Here is a 13,975-nt window from a genome sequence, read left to right on the forward strand (position 1 = left end):
CCTGCTCCCGCAACCAGTGTCGGAAAAACATCATAACACCCCGTTCAGACCTCAATTGATCCCCCCGATCAATTGCCCAAAGGCACACAAACGGTAAAGCCCGCTTTTCCTTTTGCAAGGAGCCTGCTCTTTAAACCACCCACTTCCTGTGACAGATGACGGAGCGAATTGGTTCGGTTGATTGGACAACCGTCGGACATTTTTTCAGCCGACCGAGTGCACTGGAACCAGAGATATGCGACGATATTTATGCCGTGGCGGCCGCGTTCGACCGTGTGGGCGAAGCGCAATCTCTGTGGCTGCTCTGCTGCCAATTGCTAAGGCATTGAGAACGCGTCAGTAGATCGCTTCTTCCGGTTGGAGGTCATGAAATACGTCATCACTTGATGTCGATGACAGCGCCCTAGGCTGGCGCCTGATCAACCGGATTACCAGCGCAACCTGAAACGAAATCGCGTGTGAAACGCTGGTTCGAAACCATGGTAACGATAGTTGGTACTTGCTTTTTGCTGGGCGAGGCGGGGAATTGGGCCGGAGCCGAATTCTCTGAAATTGCACGCCTCACAAAACATTTTCCCCAAGCAAAGGTATCGAGTTTCAGTTAGAACCCCCATTGAAGCCAATGTCTCGCGACATTCAATATACAGGACTTTCATTGCCAAGTGGACTAGCCCCTGCCGAACTGATCGCCATTCTGACTGCCGTGACTGATGATCAGCCGCGCGTCATGACCCTGCGTGGAGGCGATGCCTTGCCTTCCGGGCCGTTCGAGTCTTCTCATCGCAGCCTACAGAGTGGGTTGCGCGCTTGGATTGAGGCGCAGACAGGCCATCCGGTGGGCTATCTCGAGCAGCTCTATACCTTTGCAGATAAGGATCGTGATCCACGATCTGACAAGGTCACCACCTCGCAGCGTATTTCGATCAGCTATCTCGGGCTGGTGCGGGAACAAGATGCAGCCGGGGCCAGACGTCCGACGTGGCGCAGCTGGTATCGATACTTCCCGTGGGAGGATCACCGTGACCATAGCCCCAAGGAACTGCGAGGCATCACCAACCGTCTCCAAGCCTGGTCCCAGAGGGATCCGCTAAAGACCCAGCGTGTCGACTACCTGTTCGGTCTGAATGGAAAGACGTGGAATGAAGAGCTTGTTTTACAACGCTATGAATTGATGTACGAGGCCGGGTTGGTCGATGCAGCAGAATTCGGTGTGCCCATGGCAGGCGACAACCGTCGCATCCTCGCGACCGGGATTTCGCGCCTGCGGGCCAAGATCAAATACTCTCCGGTGGTGTTCGAACTTTTGCCCGAAAGCTTCACGCTGCTACAATTGCAGCGCACGGTTGAGGCGCTGTCTGGTCTGCGCCTGCATAAACCCAATTTCCGCCGCCAAATCGACCAGCAGGAACTGATTGAGGAAACCGGCGAGATATCCAGTGGCACCAGCGGCCGTCCGGCGCGTCTGTTCCGATATCGCCCAGCCATTCTTGAGGCCCGCATGCTGTCGGGCGCAAGATTACCTCTCTCCCGGCCCTGAATCTTCATTGACATAATCTCGAAGTGAGAATAATTGTCACTCCGATGTACTCGAATTGAGTATAAGTGGAGAAACCAATGAGAGATTTTCGCCTTACGGATATCTATGACCGGGTTAAGCAGGTCATCCCGCGACCCGAATGGATGCTGTTCGAAGAGGATTTAGAAGCTATTCTCGAACTGAAGCGCGAGAAGAACGCGGTCATTCTGGCACATAACTATCAGACGCCGGAAATTTTCCACGGCGTGGCCGACATTGTGGGTGACAGCCTGGCCCTGGCCCGCGAGGCCATTGCAGTCGATGCTGATGTTGTTGTTATGGCAGGCGTGCATTTCATGGCCGAGACCGCCAAATTGCTGAACCCCGAGAAAACAGTGCTGATCCCCGATATGGGCGCGGGGTGTTCGCTGGCTGACTCCATCACGCCTGAGGATATCGCATTGCTGCGCCAAGCCCACCCTGGCGTACCGGTGATCACCTACGTCAACACATCGGCAGCGGTGAAGGCGGCATCGGATATCTGCTGCACCTCGGGCAACGCGGTGAAAGTGGTGGAGTCCCTCGGGGTGCCGCGAGTGCTGATGATACCTGATGAGTATTTGGCAAAGAACGTTGCCAAAGAAACGGATGTCGAACTGATCGCATGGCATGGGCATTGTGAGGTGCATGAGTTGTTCACACCCGATGACGTGCGCGCCATGCGTGAGGCATGGCCCGGAGTAACGGTGCTAGCCCACCCGGAGTGCCCACCTGACGTGGTCGCTGAGGCGGATTTCTCCGGCTCTACCGCTGTGATGTCGGATTTCGTGAGCGCCAAGAAACCGGCACGGGTTTGCCTGCTTACGGAATGCTCCATGAGCGACAATGTGGCGCTTAACCACCCGAACGTGGAATTCGTACGTCCTTGCAACCTGTGCCCTCACATGAAGCGTATCAGTCTGCGCAATATCCGCGAGGCGCTGGAATTTGGCCGCCACGAAGTCATGGTCGACCCGACCATCGCCGAAGATGCGCGCCGCTCGGTGGAACGGATGTTGGCAGTAAAATGATCCGGCTTGACGGGCTTCACGGCCATATTGCCATTGTTGGCGGTGGCCTTGCAGGTTTGATCGCTGCCCTGGAACTGGCACCGCAACCGGTCGTGTTGATCACCCGTTCAGGACTGGGGCAGGAATGTTCCAGTGTCTGGGCACAAGGAGGTATTGCCGCAGCGCTGAACGCGGATGATGATCCCGCGCAGCATTTGGTCGATACGTTGCAAGCTGGCGACGGGTTGTGCGACGAGGCTATCGCATCAGGCATTCTGTCCGAGGCACAAGAGGCGATCACAATGCTGGAAGGCTATGGTGTTCGTTTCGACAGGGCTGCTGATGGTGCATATGCCTTTGGGCGCGAGGCCGCGCATTTCCACCGCCGCATACTACATGTGGGTGGTGACCGCACCGGCGCCGAAATAATATCGGCTCTGACACGTGCAGCCCTGCAATGCCCGTCGATCACCTGTCTGACAGATGTCGAGGCGCGGCGGCTGTTGTCGGCTGACGGGCACGTCACCGGCATTCACGTTCAAAAAGGCCGTCAGGCTGAGGTTCTGCGCACGTCTCAGGTCATCATGGCGACAGGTGGTTGCGGCGGTTTGTTCGACGCCAGCACCAACCCATCGGGCAACTATGGGCAGGGTGTCATGATTGCTGCGCGCGCCGGGGCGGCTTTGCGCGACATGGAATTCGTGCAGTTTCATCCCACCGCGCTGGATACCCCGCAGAGGCCATTGCATTTGATCAGTGAAGCCGTGCGGGGTGAAGGCGCCATCCTTGTTGACCAAACCGGCAAGCGCTTTATGGCGCATGTTCCGGGGGCCGAACTGGCCCCACGTGATGTGGTCGCCCGTGCTGTGCATCGGGTCATCGCCGAAGGCGGGCGCGTGTTTCTGGATGCCCGTACAGCTCTTGGGGCCGATTTTGCTCGTCGTTTTCCCGGCATTCATGCAATATGTGCCGCGAACGGCATTGACGCGGGACGCGAACCGATCCCAGTACGCCCGGCGGCGCATTACCACATGGGCGGGGTCGCCGTTGACAAGAACGCCCGCAGCACCCTGACCGGCCTTTGGGCCATTGGTGAATGCGCGGGCACAGGTCTGCATGGCGCAAACCGCCTTGCAAGTAACTCGTTGCTCGAAGCCGTGGTGATGGGACGTCGCGCTGCACTGGACATCACTGGGTGTGAGGGACCCACCCTGAAGACGACCAATCTGTCTGATTGGCTACCCGATCCCGACCTTAGTTTAGTTCGGCCATTGGTTTCAAAACATCTGGGCGTAATCCGCAACGAAGCGGGACTACGCCGCGCTATCTCAGAATTGTTGCCCTTGGTTGAATCGGCGCAGCGCGATTCTGATCCAGCCCTTGTGGCGGTTTCTATCGCGATCTTTGCAGAACTTCGCCGTGAACCGCGCGGTGGACATTTTCGCAGCGATTTCCCCGACCGAAAGCCCACGGCGCAAGCTCAACATATGACCCTGGCGGAAATTCTTGCCCATGCAGGTTTGACCTGCCGAGAACCCCTTTTGAGGACTGCTTGAATCATGACCGACCTACCCCTAGCCTCGCTGCCCCGGACGATGCTGGAGCCCATAATCCGTCACGCACTTGATGAAGATCTGGGTCTCGCTGGCGATGTAACCTCAACGGCTGTTATTCCGGAGGATCACACCTCTGAAGTTGTGGCTCGTGCACGTCAAGCCGGATGCATTGCTGGTTTGGATTGTGCGGAACTGGCCTGTGCGTTGGTTGACCCAGCGATCAAGGTGACACGCCATGTCAACGATGGCGATTCCGTCACGTCCGGCGCGGTAATCGCAACTTTCCAAGGCCCGTCTCGCAGCCTTTTGATTGCAGAGCGTACCGCGCTCAACTTCATGGGGCATCTTTCTGGCATCGCCAGCGTAACGGCGGATCTGGTGCGCCGCGTTGAAGGTACAGCAGCAGCGATCAGCTGCACCCGCAAGACAACGCCGGGTCTACGCATACTCGAGAAATATGCCGTGCGAGCAGGCGGCGGCATGAACCATCGCTATTCGCTAAGTGACGCTGTGCTGATTAAGGATAACCATATTGCGATAGCGGGCGGTGTTGGCGCGGCTCTGACCCGGGCAAAACAGACCGTTGGCCATATGGTCAAGATCGAGATTGAGGTCGATACACTGAAACAGCTGGCACAGGTTCTCGAGATCGGTACTGATGCAGTACTGCTCGACAATATGGATCCGCCGACCCTGCACAAAGCAGTCGCCATGATTGATGGTCAGGCCATCGCCGAAGCCTCGGGCGGAATCACACCGGATAGCGTACCTGCGGTTGCGGAAACCGGGGTCGATCTGATTTCGATGGGCTGGATCACTCACAGTGCACCCTGTCTCGATATCGGCTTGGATTTCGTTGCAACGGTCAGTTCATCACCTTGATCCGGCTCAAAAAACTGATCTTGCAAACGCGCGAGTACTATCGTGAAGTCGATGTGGTGGAAAGTTCGATAACCAATCTGTCGAGGCGAGATTTCCGTTGCAGCGTCCAACACGGGTAATCCGACTCCCACAACCGAGGTGAAGGGTGCGAATGGCTGATTGTGCGTGATTTGATGTACGATCAGCAAAGCAGACTGGCGGTTAAGGGCCTAGAGTGCCGAATGCTGCACTTTCAAGAATACTCGCTATTCGCTCTCGGTGGTAAGCCGTTTGGTGAGGACGCCGATCAGGAAAAACGGCTATAACAAGAAACACGGCGCTCAACATCCAGGCTGTGGGTGTTGAGTAGAGCTCTGCGATGGCTCCGGCCAGGATCAGGCCCAAAGCTGCCCCGAGTTGCTGTATCAGCGATTTCAGTGACAGTATTGCAGATCGCTGACGGTCCTCTACGCAGCTATGCAGAATGCTGCTGGCGGGCGTCTCAGACACACCAAGCAGAACCGTATTCTGGAGAAGTGCACTTCGCTGCGAGAGGGCCGAACGATCTGGGCCGTGACTGACAGTAATCTAGGGCGCTGGATGCAGTGGTATTGCACGCCCGCCGAAGCCCGTCCGTCATTGGGCCTACCAAAGCGACGACGCGGCCCTCAAACAAGACTGCCGACTGCCTGGCCGCATCAGGGGTTAACCGATCAACTTGTCCGTTGCTTGTAATAGGTGTCCTTGTGGACGATCAGGCCATCACGGTAGGTCAGGATGTCGACGCTCAAGAACTCTTCTTTTGTGCCATCCTTGTGCGTCGCGGTGCGGCGGTATTCGCAGTAGGCTTTGTTGCCGGAGATCGCGCAGTCCAGGGTTTCCCAATGCACGTTTTCGACTTTTTCGAAAAGTGCAGAAAATGCACCGCGGATCGTTTCGGCCCCTACCAGACGCACGCCATGTTCGTCCGGGCCGACGGCGTGGTCAAATGTGGCGTCGTCTGCGAAATGCTTCATCACAGTATCGATCTCATTGGCGTTGAAGGCGTCACCAACAGAGTCAACAATATCTCGGGTCAAAGCGGTCATGCGTTTGGTCCTTTTCCTTGAAGCATATTACATGTGTGTTTGAAGAAGGCGCTTGCCGGATCAACAAGCGCATTCAACTCGTCAAAATGATCGACGTCGGGCACGAAATAGAGGCCCATTTGGCGGTCTTGGGTCTCGTATTTTTCGACATACATGCGCGCCTGACGGTGGAATTCGTCCGTTTCTGCGCCGCCGACCACAACCAGTTGCGGTGCGTTTGTAACCGGGGGATGATTGGTCATCGGGCTTTCGGCTTCGGCCTCTTCCGGGGTCATGCGAATACCTGCATTAAGCGCCTCGGTCAGGCGCACCGGTTCAAGGTAGCTGAGTGGCGACACCGGGATGCCGGACTTGATCATGTCGGAAGGAAGATCCGCGCCAAACGCAGGCCAGTTAGTCGCCATCATCATTTGTGTGATATGGCCGCCGGCCGAGTGGCCCATCACGGTGATACGGTCGGGGTTCAGGCCGAAGTCAGGCGCGTTGCGCCAGATAAATGCCATGGCTTCCCGGATTTCTTCGGAAATACGGGTGATGGTCACCGATGGACAAAGATCATAGCCGATGACCACAACATTGATCCCCGCAGCGACAAAGGGCGGAGCGATGAAGCTGTAGATCGACTTGTCGCCGCGTTGCCAATAGCCGCCATGCACATAAACCAGCGTCGGCGCAGTCGCGTCCGGGCAACGGAAGACATCCAGCTTTTGTTTCTCGCCGTCTCCATATCGGATATCGAGACTGCAATCAGTTGTGGCACGCGCAACCTCGCTGCTGCTGGTCCACGCGGGAATAACGGTGGCTTCATAGTCCGGTCGCCCGGCTCGAAGATTGTATTGCGCGTCGAACTCATCGGGGCTGAAGCGTGTGTGATAGGTCGGATGATCGGTCATGACGTAGCCTCGGGTTGGGGCGCGGGGAAGAATGCGCCGCGGCAAAAGACAAGTGGGGGTAAGGGCATGTGGGTATAATCGATGACGCGACCCAAGAGGATCTCATGATCGTCTGCGTCGACCCTGCCGTGAACCGTACACTCCAATTGCGCCGAAGCACCGGAGATCAGGGGCGTCGCTGTTCCGGGGGTCCATTCGGTGTCGGTAAACCGGTTTTCGACATCACTGGCGAAATGCATCGCAAGGTCCTTCTGGTTGGCCGACAGGATATTGACCGCAAAATGATCCGATTGCGACAACGTCGGGAAGACTCGGCCTGACTTTGCGACACAGACCGAGATCACCGGCGGCTGCAATGAGACAGAAGTGAAGGAATTGGCGGTCAGGCCCCATGGCTCTCTGTCCGCGTCATAGGTTGCTACGATGGTAACACCCGTCGGAAAGGCGCCAAGCGCGCGACGGTAATCCCGGGTATCCATCATAACACCCCTTCGCTGGCAGAAGCTCTTTCCAGCACAGCCCATTCGTCGGGGTTTGTCCCGAATGGACGCATGACGTGATCCTGATAGGCAGGACGGTCCGTCAGCCTCTGATACCAGGCCTCGACATTGGGCAAGGGTGGGCGGTCGACGTCAACGTTGAAGTAACGATAGGCTACACATCCCAGCGGAATATCCGCCATAGTGAAACTGTCGCCGCAGACATAGGCTTTGTCCGCAAGGTGTTGATCCAGAATGGTCAGGGTTTCATGCGCTTCATCGCGCAGCTTGGCGATCTTTTCCGGGTCACGCTGGTCGGGTTGCGTCCGCACCGTGGCGAAGAACAGATAGATCACAGGCCCAAATGCGCGGCTGGCCGACCACTCCATCCACTGATCTGCAATCGCGCGGGTCTGGATGTCGGCGGGGCTAAGCGTGCCTGCGCCGTAGCGATCGCAAAGATAGCGCACAATGGCCAGGCTTTCCCACAGCGCGAAATCCCCGTCGCGGATTGCTGGGATCATCTTGTTGGGATTGATCTGCGCATACATGTCGGTGTCGAGCTTGCCAAAGCTGCCTCCGGCAAGTTGCAGGGTATAGTCCAATCCCAATTCATTCGCCGCCCAGATCACCGGAATGACATTCGATGAATAGGGGCGCCCCCATATCTCAAGCATGTTCCAGCATCCTTTTCTGAGCGATGGATTGCGTGCCGAATCTCGGAACAACATGTTCGAACAGACGATGCCAGCTGGCGAGGATCTTTTTGTAAGGCACGCCGGTGTATTGCTGCATCAGCATGAGATGATCGAGGCCGATGGTTTCCTGCCGCTCGGCAAAGCGATCCGCGACATATTCGGCGTCGCCCACCACGATGATCCCGCGTTTGTTGAGAAAGTCGAACCAGTCCATCTCCTCATCTTCTGGGGTCATGTCTTCGCCGACATCCAGATAGCCATGCTTGGTCCATTCCCCCTTGGGGCGCGACCCGCCCAGGAATTCGTAATAGGCATTGATCGGGCCACGGATCGTGTTCACCGCTTCTTCCATGCTTTCACCGACATAAAAAGCCGTGCAGACACCGACACCTTCGCCAAGTTTTACATCGCGTCCCTCGCGTATTGACAGGGCCTGACGGTAGGGTTCCCAACAGGCCATCGTCGCCTTGGGGCCGGCAGCCATCGAGATCACACCCCAGCCTCGCTCTCCGGCCAGTTTGAACGTGGGCGGGGCATTCGACATCAGCCAGACCGGCGGATGTGGGTTGGAATAAGGGCGCGGATGCACATACATCGCTTTGTATTCGCCATCCTCGTCATGATAACGCGGGTCCAGAGGATCAAAAAAGCGGTTGCTCTCCTTCCAGCCCGGAACCGGGAACTGATAGAACTCACCGTGATGGGTGAATGCCTCGCTGGTCCAGGCTTTCAAAATGACTTCAAGGCTCTCCTGATACAGCCGCATGACCTTGGCATTCTCGCGCCGGTCCGCATCCTTATTGAACTGCAAGGTCGAACGTTCGTTGATGCCTTTGGCAACCCCGAAATCGAACCGGCCCCGCGTCATGTTATCAAGCATGGCCGCATCCTCGGCCACCCGCAGCGGATGCCAGTCCGGCAGGATGATAGGGGCGGTTCCTACACGTAGCTTTTTGCAATGCGCCGCCACATGGGTTCCCATTTGGATCGGATTGGGCGGAGCATTCATGTATCCGTTATGAGCAAAGTGATGCTCGGTGAACCATGCTGTCGTGAACCCTGACTGCTCTGCCAGCGAGCACTGTTCGAGGATCATCTCCAAAGTCCGGGTCCAGGGAATCGTCTCTCCTGGGCTGAAATTCGCAATCAAATCAAAGCGCATAGCATTCTCCCGGCTGATAGAAAATCAGTTGATTTTTTGCACTATTTTCAACTAGCTTGATTTTACCTCGAAAAGTCAACTAAAAACACTTATCATGAAGTCATGGAAAATGACGTATCCCAGACCGACGCCCAAAGCCTTGGCAGTGAAATTCGTGAAGTGCGCAAAGCGCGTGGTCTGACCCTTCAACGCCTGTCCGAGGTGGTGTCGTGCTCAAAGGCTTATCTCAGCCGGATTGAGCTTGGGGCGGCAAAGGTGTCGGACGAACTGCTTGCGGAAATCAGTGTGGCGCTTGCGGTCGATCCCAACTGGTTCTTCCCCAAACAGGCGGGCGATGGTCCCCTTGAGCGCAAGCATGTCGTGCGACGCGAGAACCGCCGGGCGCTGTCTGCGATGTATACGCGGTCAACAGATGAATTGGGCTTTGAAGACGAATTGCTTTCCAGCACATTATCCGGCCAGTGCTATTTGATCCTGTCGCGATTCCGCCCCGGCGCAGGAGAGCCGCCCGAGCCACTGGAAGGGTATTCCTTTGAAGGTGAGCAACATGCCATCGTCCTGAGCGGTGAAGTTGAGCTACGTCTCGGGAGCGAGGTCATTGCATTGCGTGAAGGAGACAGTTTTTCCTATCCGTCCATGATCGCCCATCGCTTTCGCAACAAGACCGAAAAAGAGGCAACAATGATCTGGGCGATGTCGCCGATCCGTATCACGTGGTGACTGTTGGCCTGCTATTGGCCTTGTTGCACAACTCGGGTGAAGGCCGAGGTCCCCCTTTCCACGGACGGATTTATCCTGCGGCCTCTGTGACAGGCGCCCAGAGCGGGATAGCCGTTCAGCACGGCGATGCGGGCCTGCGACGCCGTAACCTGGCGATTGAAGTCCCATGCCATCAACGATTGAACGAGCAGCTTAATGCAGTTCATCTCGCTCTCGACGCAGCGCCTAAGGTGATATCCGCTCCGGCGTCGCCAGATGGCGTGGCGGCGTTTCGAGCGGCAATCTCTTCGTGGCATCTGCGCGTGTCGTAAGCGTCATCAGCAGTCACCGAACCAACCTTGTCGTGTGCCGGGATCTGGTCGAGCAGTTCCTGCAGCATTGGCGCATCGTCGATATAGCTTCCGGTGATCTTGATGGTTAGACTTCTTGCGTTCGCTCGTCGATTCCAAGGTTGATCTTGCGCGATATGCGCCGCTTCGGGCTGCCATGCTTGCGCGCGTCGACCCTTGCGGATCATGTTCGCAACTACGATACCGTCTGCGTCACCGCTAGTGAAGCGAAGGCTTTGGACCCACACATGTGCCGAGTGCGTCACTTGATGAAACGGTGGTCCTGTTCCACAATATTGTTCCGGTGTTTACGCCTTACTACCTCACTTGGGATTGGGCAGCCAAAACCTTTGAGCATCTTGTTGATGACCTTGATGCCAGCTGCGTTGGCGCCGCTTTTGCCGATCACCATCTTGCTCGGCAATTCATTTGTCTCCGACATCCGGGCGAAGAACCTTGCTGCTGCTGGATGGTTCCTGCGCTCAGACAGCGTGAAATCAAGGGTCTTGCCGTGTTTGTCGATGGCCCGACAGAGGTAAATCCATGCACCGTTCACTTTGATGTAAGTCTCATCCATTCCCCAGGAACGGTCGCATGGCCCTTTGCGACGACGCGCTGCTTCAGAGATTGCACCGAAATACCGGGTTACCCATCGGTTCGGCGTGGTGCGGCCCACTGGAACACCGCGCTCGGCCATGATTTCTTGCTGGTTTCGATAGGAGACACCGTAGCGAACATAAAAGAACACTGCGAACAGGATCACGTCTTTCGGATACTGTGCAACTTTGAAAGAAACCATAGACTAACCTTCAACTGGGTAACGCCGCTCGCTACCCCGGGGGCAGCACCACAAAGGTCGATGGCCAAAAATTGCAATAGATCCCATGGTCACTGCACATTGCATAGGCTAACGTTCTGAGTTTAAGGCCCAAAAGCTGCCGCATTTCCCAGATACGGAAGCTAAGAATTGGATATTCAAGCTGACGGGATTCCATGCCTGCCAGTAGAAGTTTTGGAGAACGCAATGTGTAACTTTTGTGCACGAGAGTTGAACCCCGAGCTTATCGCCAGATTGAAAGGCGAACTGCCGGGACAGGTCGCCTCAGTTGACGATACCAAGACCCCCGGGATCGTTGCTTTGGTTAACGCCGATGCGACTGATGCGGGTGGCGGTGCGCAATTGAATGTTGAGGTTATTCCTTTCCGCCCCGTCGAAGACGCGCCTGCGAGCACTACACTGGTCAGCGGTGACGCGTTTGTTTTCAATACCTCGGACGCACAGGCTGGAAATGGCGGGATTCCCAGCGGGATGGAACGTGCCCTGTCCAATTTGACAGAGCAAGAATACCCATCGCTGTCACTGCAAACGTCCGATACGCCTGAAACTATTTTCTGGACCTATTCCGCAGTCGCGTCATTCGACGATTGGCATTTCTAGGGCAGATGTGATCGAAGGCAAATTTGCCGACGATTGATGGGCGATTGCTCGCGTATCGGTTCCTTTTTTGATTCTAGGTCGTTGCGTTCGGCTTGGAGATGAACAGGTGATGCAACTGACCGATGGGCTCGGCTTCATGCAGATAGGAGCGCGCGTCGGAGCAGTTGTATCCAGCAAAGAACGTAACGCGAGCGCCACGTCCTTGAAAGGCTACAACTGCCGCCTGGCCTTAGTCATCCCGTCCTGGTTCGTTTGGATTGCTGGAGAACAGCGCGATCTTGTTGCCCTGCGGGTCGCGCAGGTAGCCGACATAGAAATTGGGTCCGTAAGCGGCGCGAAAGCCTGGCGCGCCTTCGTCTGATCCGCCAGCAGCCAGCGCGGCGGCATGCAGATCACGTACCTGTTGCTGATTTTGCGCCTCGAATGCGGTCATTGACCCGTTGCCCGCTGAGGCCGGAGCTCCGTCAAAGGTGGGTTTGACATAGAACTCGGGCAGTACCGGGGATTGGCTCGGTTCCACTGGCAGGGCATAGCTTAGACCTTCGGGCCCTTCTTCAAGCTCATAGCCCAACGCAGGCATGAAGGCTGAATAGAACCGCTTGGCCCGTGCGATGTCATCGGTGCCAACAGTGACATAGGCGATCATAGTATCCCTCCTCGTCTCGGCTGGCCGAGACAACAGATTTTAGAATGACATGGCCGCCTGTACAGCACGTTGCCAGCGGGCGTAGGCCGCATCGCGCGCGTCCTGCGCCAACTGGGGTTCAAAACGTTTGTCCAGCTGCCAGGTCTCGGCGAACCCGTCCTGATCAGGATAGACGCCCGCTTTCATACCGGCCAGCCAGCCCGCGCCCAATGCGGTTGTTTCCTGCATCACCGGGCGATCCACCGGGGCACCCAGACAGTTCGACAGGCCCTGCATGGTCCAGTCTGACGCGCTCATCCCGCCATCGACGCGCAGGATTACATCTGCCTCGGCGCCCCAATCGCCTTGCATGGCGTGCCACAGGTCGCGGGTCTGGTAGGCGATGCTGTCCAGCGTGGCACGGGCAATCTCGGCCCGGCCCGAATTGCGGGTCAGCCCGAACATCGCGCCCCGGCAATCAGGCTTCCAATAGGGTGCGCCGAGGCCGGTGAAAGCGGGGACCAGAACCACATGCTGGGCCGGGTCGGCCTGCGCGGCCAGATCTCCACTTTGCGGGGCGGCATCGATGATTTTCAGCGCATCCCGCAGCCATTGCACCGCAGCTCCTGCGATAAAGATCGAGCCTTCCAGCGCATAGGTCTTTTGCCCGTCTAACTGATAGCCAATGGTGGTCAGCAAACGGTTTTTTGAGGCGACGGGCTGCGCGCCGGTGTTCAGCAGCGCAAAGCACCCGGTGCCATAGGTTGATTTCATCATACCGGGTTGGAAGCAGGCCTGACCGATAGTAGCGGCCTGCTGATCCCCGGCGACACCCAGAATTGGGATGTTGCCACCCAGCAGGGACGTGCTGCCGAAATCTGCCGCGCAATCCAGCACTTTTGGCAGCATTGTCAGGGGCACGTCCAGCAGATCACAAATCTCGGTGCTCCATTCACCCTTGTGAATGTCGAACAGAAGGGTGCGCGCGGCGTTGGTCGCATCGGTGACATGGCTGCGTCCTTCGGTCAGACGCCAGATCAGGAAGCTGTCGATGGTGCCGAACAGCAACTCTCCGGCCTCGGCCCGCGCGCGCGCGCCGTCGACGGTATCCAGAAGCCATTTAACCTTGGTGCCCGAGAAATACGGATCCAGCAGCAGCCCGGTCTGGGCGGTCACATCATCCTCGCACCCGGCCTGTTTGTAGCGGGCGCAGATCTCGGCGGTGCGACGGTCCTGCCAGACGATGGCGTTGTGGATGGCCTTACCGGTGGTCTTGTCCCAGACCACGGTGGTTTCACGCTGATTGGTGATGCCGATCCCGGCGATCTGGTCGGCCGAGACGCTGGTGCCCTCCATCACCTCACGGCAGACCGTTAGAACGCTGTCCCAGATATCCTCGACATCGTGTTCAACCCAGCCTTCCTGCGGAAAATGCTGGGGAAATTCGCGCTGGGCGGTGCCGACGGCCTGCATTTGTGCATCAAACAATATCGCGCGCGAGGACGTGGTGCCCTGATCGATTGCCAGAATATAGGTCATTGCCTGCGATCCTCCCCCGCAT

The 13,975-nt window shown here is 57.0% G+C and carries 13 protein-coding genes and 2 pseudogenes; 6 read left to right on the forward strand and 9 right to left on the reverse strand.

The annotated features are described in order from the left end of the window. Positions 1 to 655 precede the first annotated feature (655 nt). The 4 genes from AC2FFE_RS17085 to nadC all read left to right on the forward strand — a co-directional run bounded on the left by AC2FFE_RS17085 (position 656) and on the right by nadC (position 5,003). Positions 656 to 1,537 (forward strand): NUDIX hydrolase, encoded by an 882-nt coding sequence (locus tag AC2FFE_RS17085; protein ID WP_496834425.1) that lies wholly within the window; start codon positions 656 to 658, stop codon positions 1,535 to 1,537. Positions 1,538 to 1,614: 77 nt separating this feature from the next. Next, entirely contained in the window at positions 1,615 to 2,586 is a 972-nt protein-coding gene (nadA, locus tag AC2FFE_RS17090) for a quinolinate synthase NadA (RefSeq protein WP_496820520.1), read from the forward strand. Beyond that, positions 2,583 to 4,121, forward strand: coding sequence for an L-aspartate oxidase (locus tag AC2FFE_RS17095; RefSeq protein ID WP_496820522.1), 1,539 nt, complete (start codon positions 2,583 to 2,585; stop codon positions 4,119 to 4,121). The genes nadA and AC2FFE_RS17095 overlap by 4 nt, the downstream gene beginning before the upstream one ends. Positions 4,122 to 4,124: 3 nt before the next feature. Then, positions 4,125 to 5,003 carry a carboxylating nicotinate-nucleotide diphosphorylase gene (nadC, locus tag AC2FFE_RS17100; RefSeq protein WP_496847198.1) on the forward strand — a complete coding sequence of 293 codons (879 nt, stop codon included), beginning with the start codon at positions 4,125 to 4,127 and terminating at the stop codon, positions 5,001 to 5,003. A gap of 692 nt (positions 5,004 to 5,695) precedes the next feature. Here nadC and AC2FFE_RS17105 read toward each other — a convergent pair. The 5 genes from AC2FFE_RS17105 to AC2FFE_RS17125 are packed head-to-tail and all read right to left on the reverse strand — an operon-like array spanning position 5,696 to position 9,302. Then, positions 5,696 to 6,070: a nuclear transport factor 2 family protein gene (locus AC2FFE_RS17105; protein ID WP_496820524.1), complete on the reverse strand. Its 375-nt coding sequence runs from the start codon at positions 6,068 to 6,070 to the stop codon at positions 5,696 to 5,698. Beyond that, positions 6,067 to 6,963, reverse strand: coding sequence for an alpha/beta hydrolase (locus tag AC2FFE_RS17110; protein ID WP_496847199.1), 897 nt, complete (start codon positions 6,961 to 6,963; stop codon positions 6,067 to 6,069). Before AC2FFE_RS17110 ends, AC2FFE_RS17105 begins: the two co-directional genes overlap by 4 nt. Further along, entirely contained in the window at positions 6,960 to 7,442 is a 483-nt protein-coding gene (locus AC2FFE_RS17115; RefSeq protein ID WP_496847200.1) for a flavin reductase family protein, read from the reverse strand. Before AC2FFE_RS17115 ends, AC2FFE_RS17110 begins: the two co-directional genes overlap by 4 nt. Further along, complete coding sequence (locus tag AC2FFE_RS17120; protein ID WP_496847201.1) at positions 7,442 to 8,119, reverse strand: glutathione S-transferase family protein; 678 nt, start codon at positions 8,117 to 8,119, stop codon at positions 7,442 to 7,444. The genes AC2FFE_RS17115 and AC2FFE_RS17120 overlap by 1 nt, the downstream gene beginning before the upstream one ends. Next, the gene (locus AC2FFE_RS17125) at positions 8,112 to 9,302 is read right to left on the reverse strand and encodes an LLM class flavin-dependent oxidoreductase (RefSeq protein WP_496847202.1); all 1,191 of its coding nucleotides are present in this window, start codon (positions 9,300 to 9,302) and stop codon (positions 8,112 to 8,114) included. Before AC2FFE_RS17125 ends, AC2FFE_RS17120 begins: the two co-directional genes overlap by 8 nt. Before the next feature lie 102 nt (positions 9,303 to 9,404). Here AC2FFE_RS17125 and AC2FFE_RS17130 point away from each other — a divergent pair, with 102 nt between their 5' ends. Further along, positions 9,405 to 10,022, forward strand: coding sequence for a helix-turn-helix domain-containing protein (locus AC2FFE_RS17130; RefSeq protein ID WP_496820530.1), 618 nt, complete (start codon positions 9,405 to 9,407; stop codon positions 10,020 to 10,022). 70 nt (positions 10,023 to 10,092) lie between these two features. On the opposite strand, the pseudogene AC2FFE_RS17135 reads toward AC2FFE_RS17130, so the two are convergent. Continuing rightward, positions 10,093 to 10,523, reverse strand: a pseudogene (locus AC2FFE_RS17135) (transposase); the annotation flags it as partial. Further along, a pseudogene (locus tag AC2FFE_RS17140) lies at positions 10,522 to 11,150 on the reverse strand (IS6 family transposase); the annotation flags it as partial. The pseudogenes AC2FFE_RS17135 and AC2FFE_RS17140, both read right to left, overlap by 2 nt. Before the next feature lie 225 nt (positions 11,151 to 11,375). On the opposite strand from AC2FFE_RS17140, the gene AC2FFE_RS17145 reads away from it, so the two are divergent. Further along, positions 11,376 to 11,789, forward strand: coding sequence for a hypothetical protein (locus AC2FFE_RS17145; RefSeq protein WP_496847203.1), 414 nt, complete (start codon positions 11,376 to 11,378; stop codon positions 11,787 to 11,789). A 229-nt stretch (positions 11,790 to 12,018) separates the two neighbouring features. On the opposite strand, the gene AC2FFE_RS17150 is transcribed toward AC2FFE_RS17145, so the two are convergent. Then, positions 12,019 to 12,435 (reverse strand): VOC family protein, encoded by a 417-nt coding sequence (locus AC2FFE_RS17150; RefSeq protein ID WP_496847204.1) that lies wholly within the window; start codon positions 12,433 to 12,435, stop codon positions 12,019 to 12,021. Positions 12,436 to 12,474: 39 nt separating this feature from the next. Next, positions 12,475 to 13,953 carry a glycerol kinase GlpK gene (gene glpK / locus AC2FFE_RS17155; RefSeq protein ID WP_496847205.1) on the reverse strand — a complete coding sequence of 493 codons (1,479 nt, stop codon included), beginning with the start codon at positions 13,951 to 13,953 and terminating at the stop codon, positions 12,475 to 12,477. Positions 13,954 to 13,975 lie beyond the last annotated feature (22 nt).

It is taken from the genome of Ruegeria sp. YTSA168 (assembly GCF_059610045.1).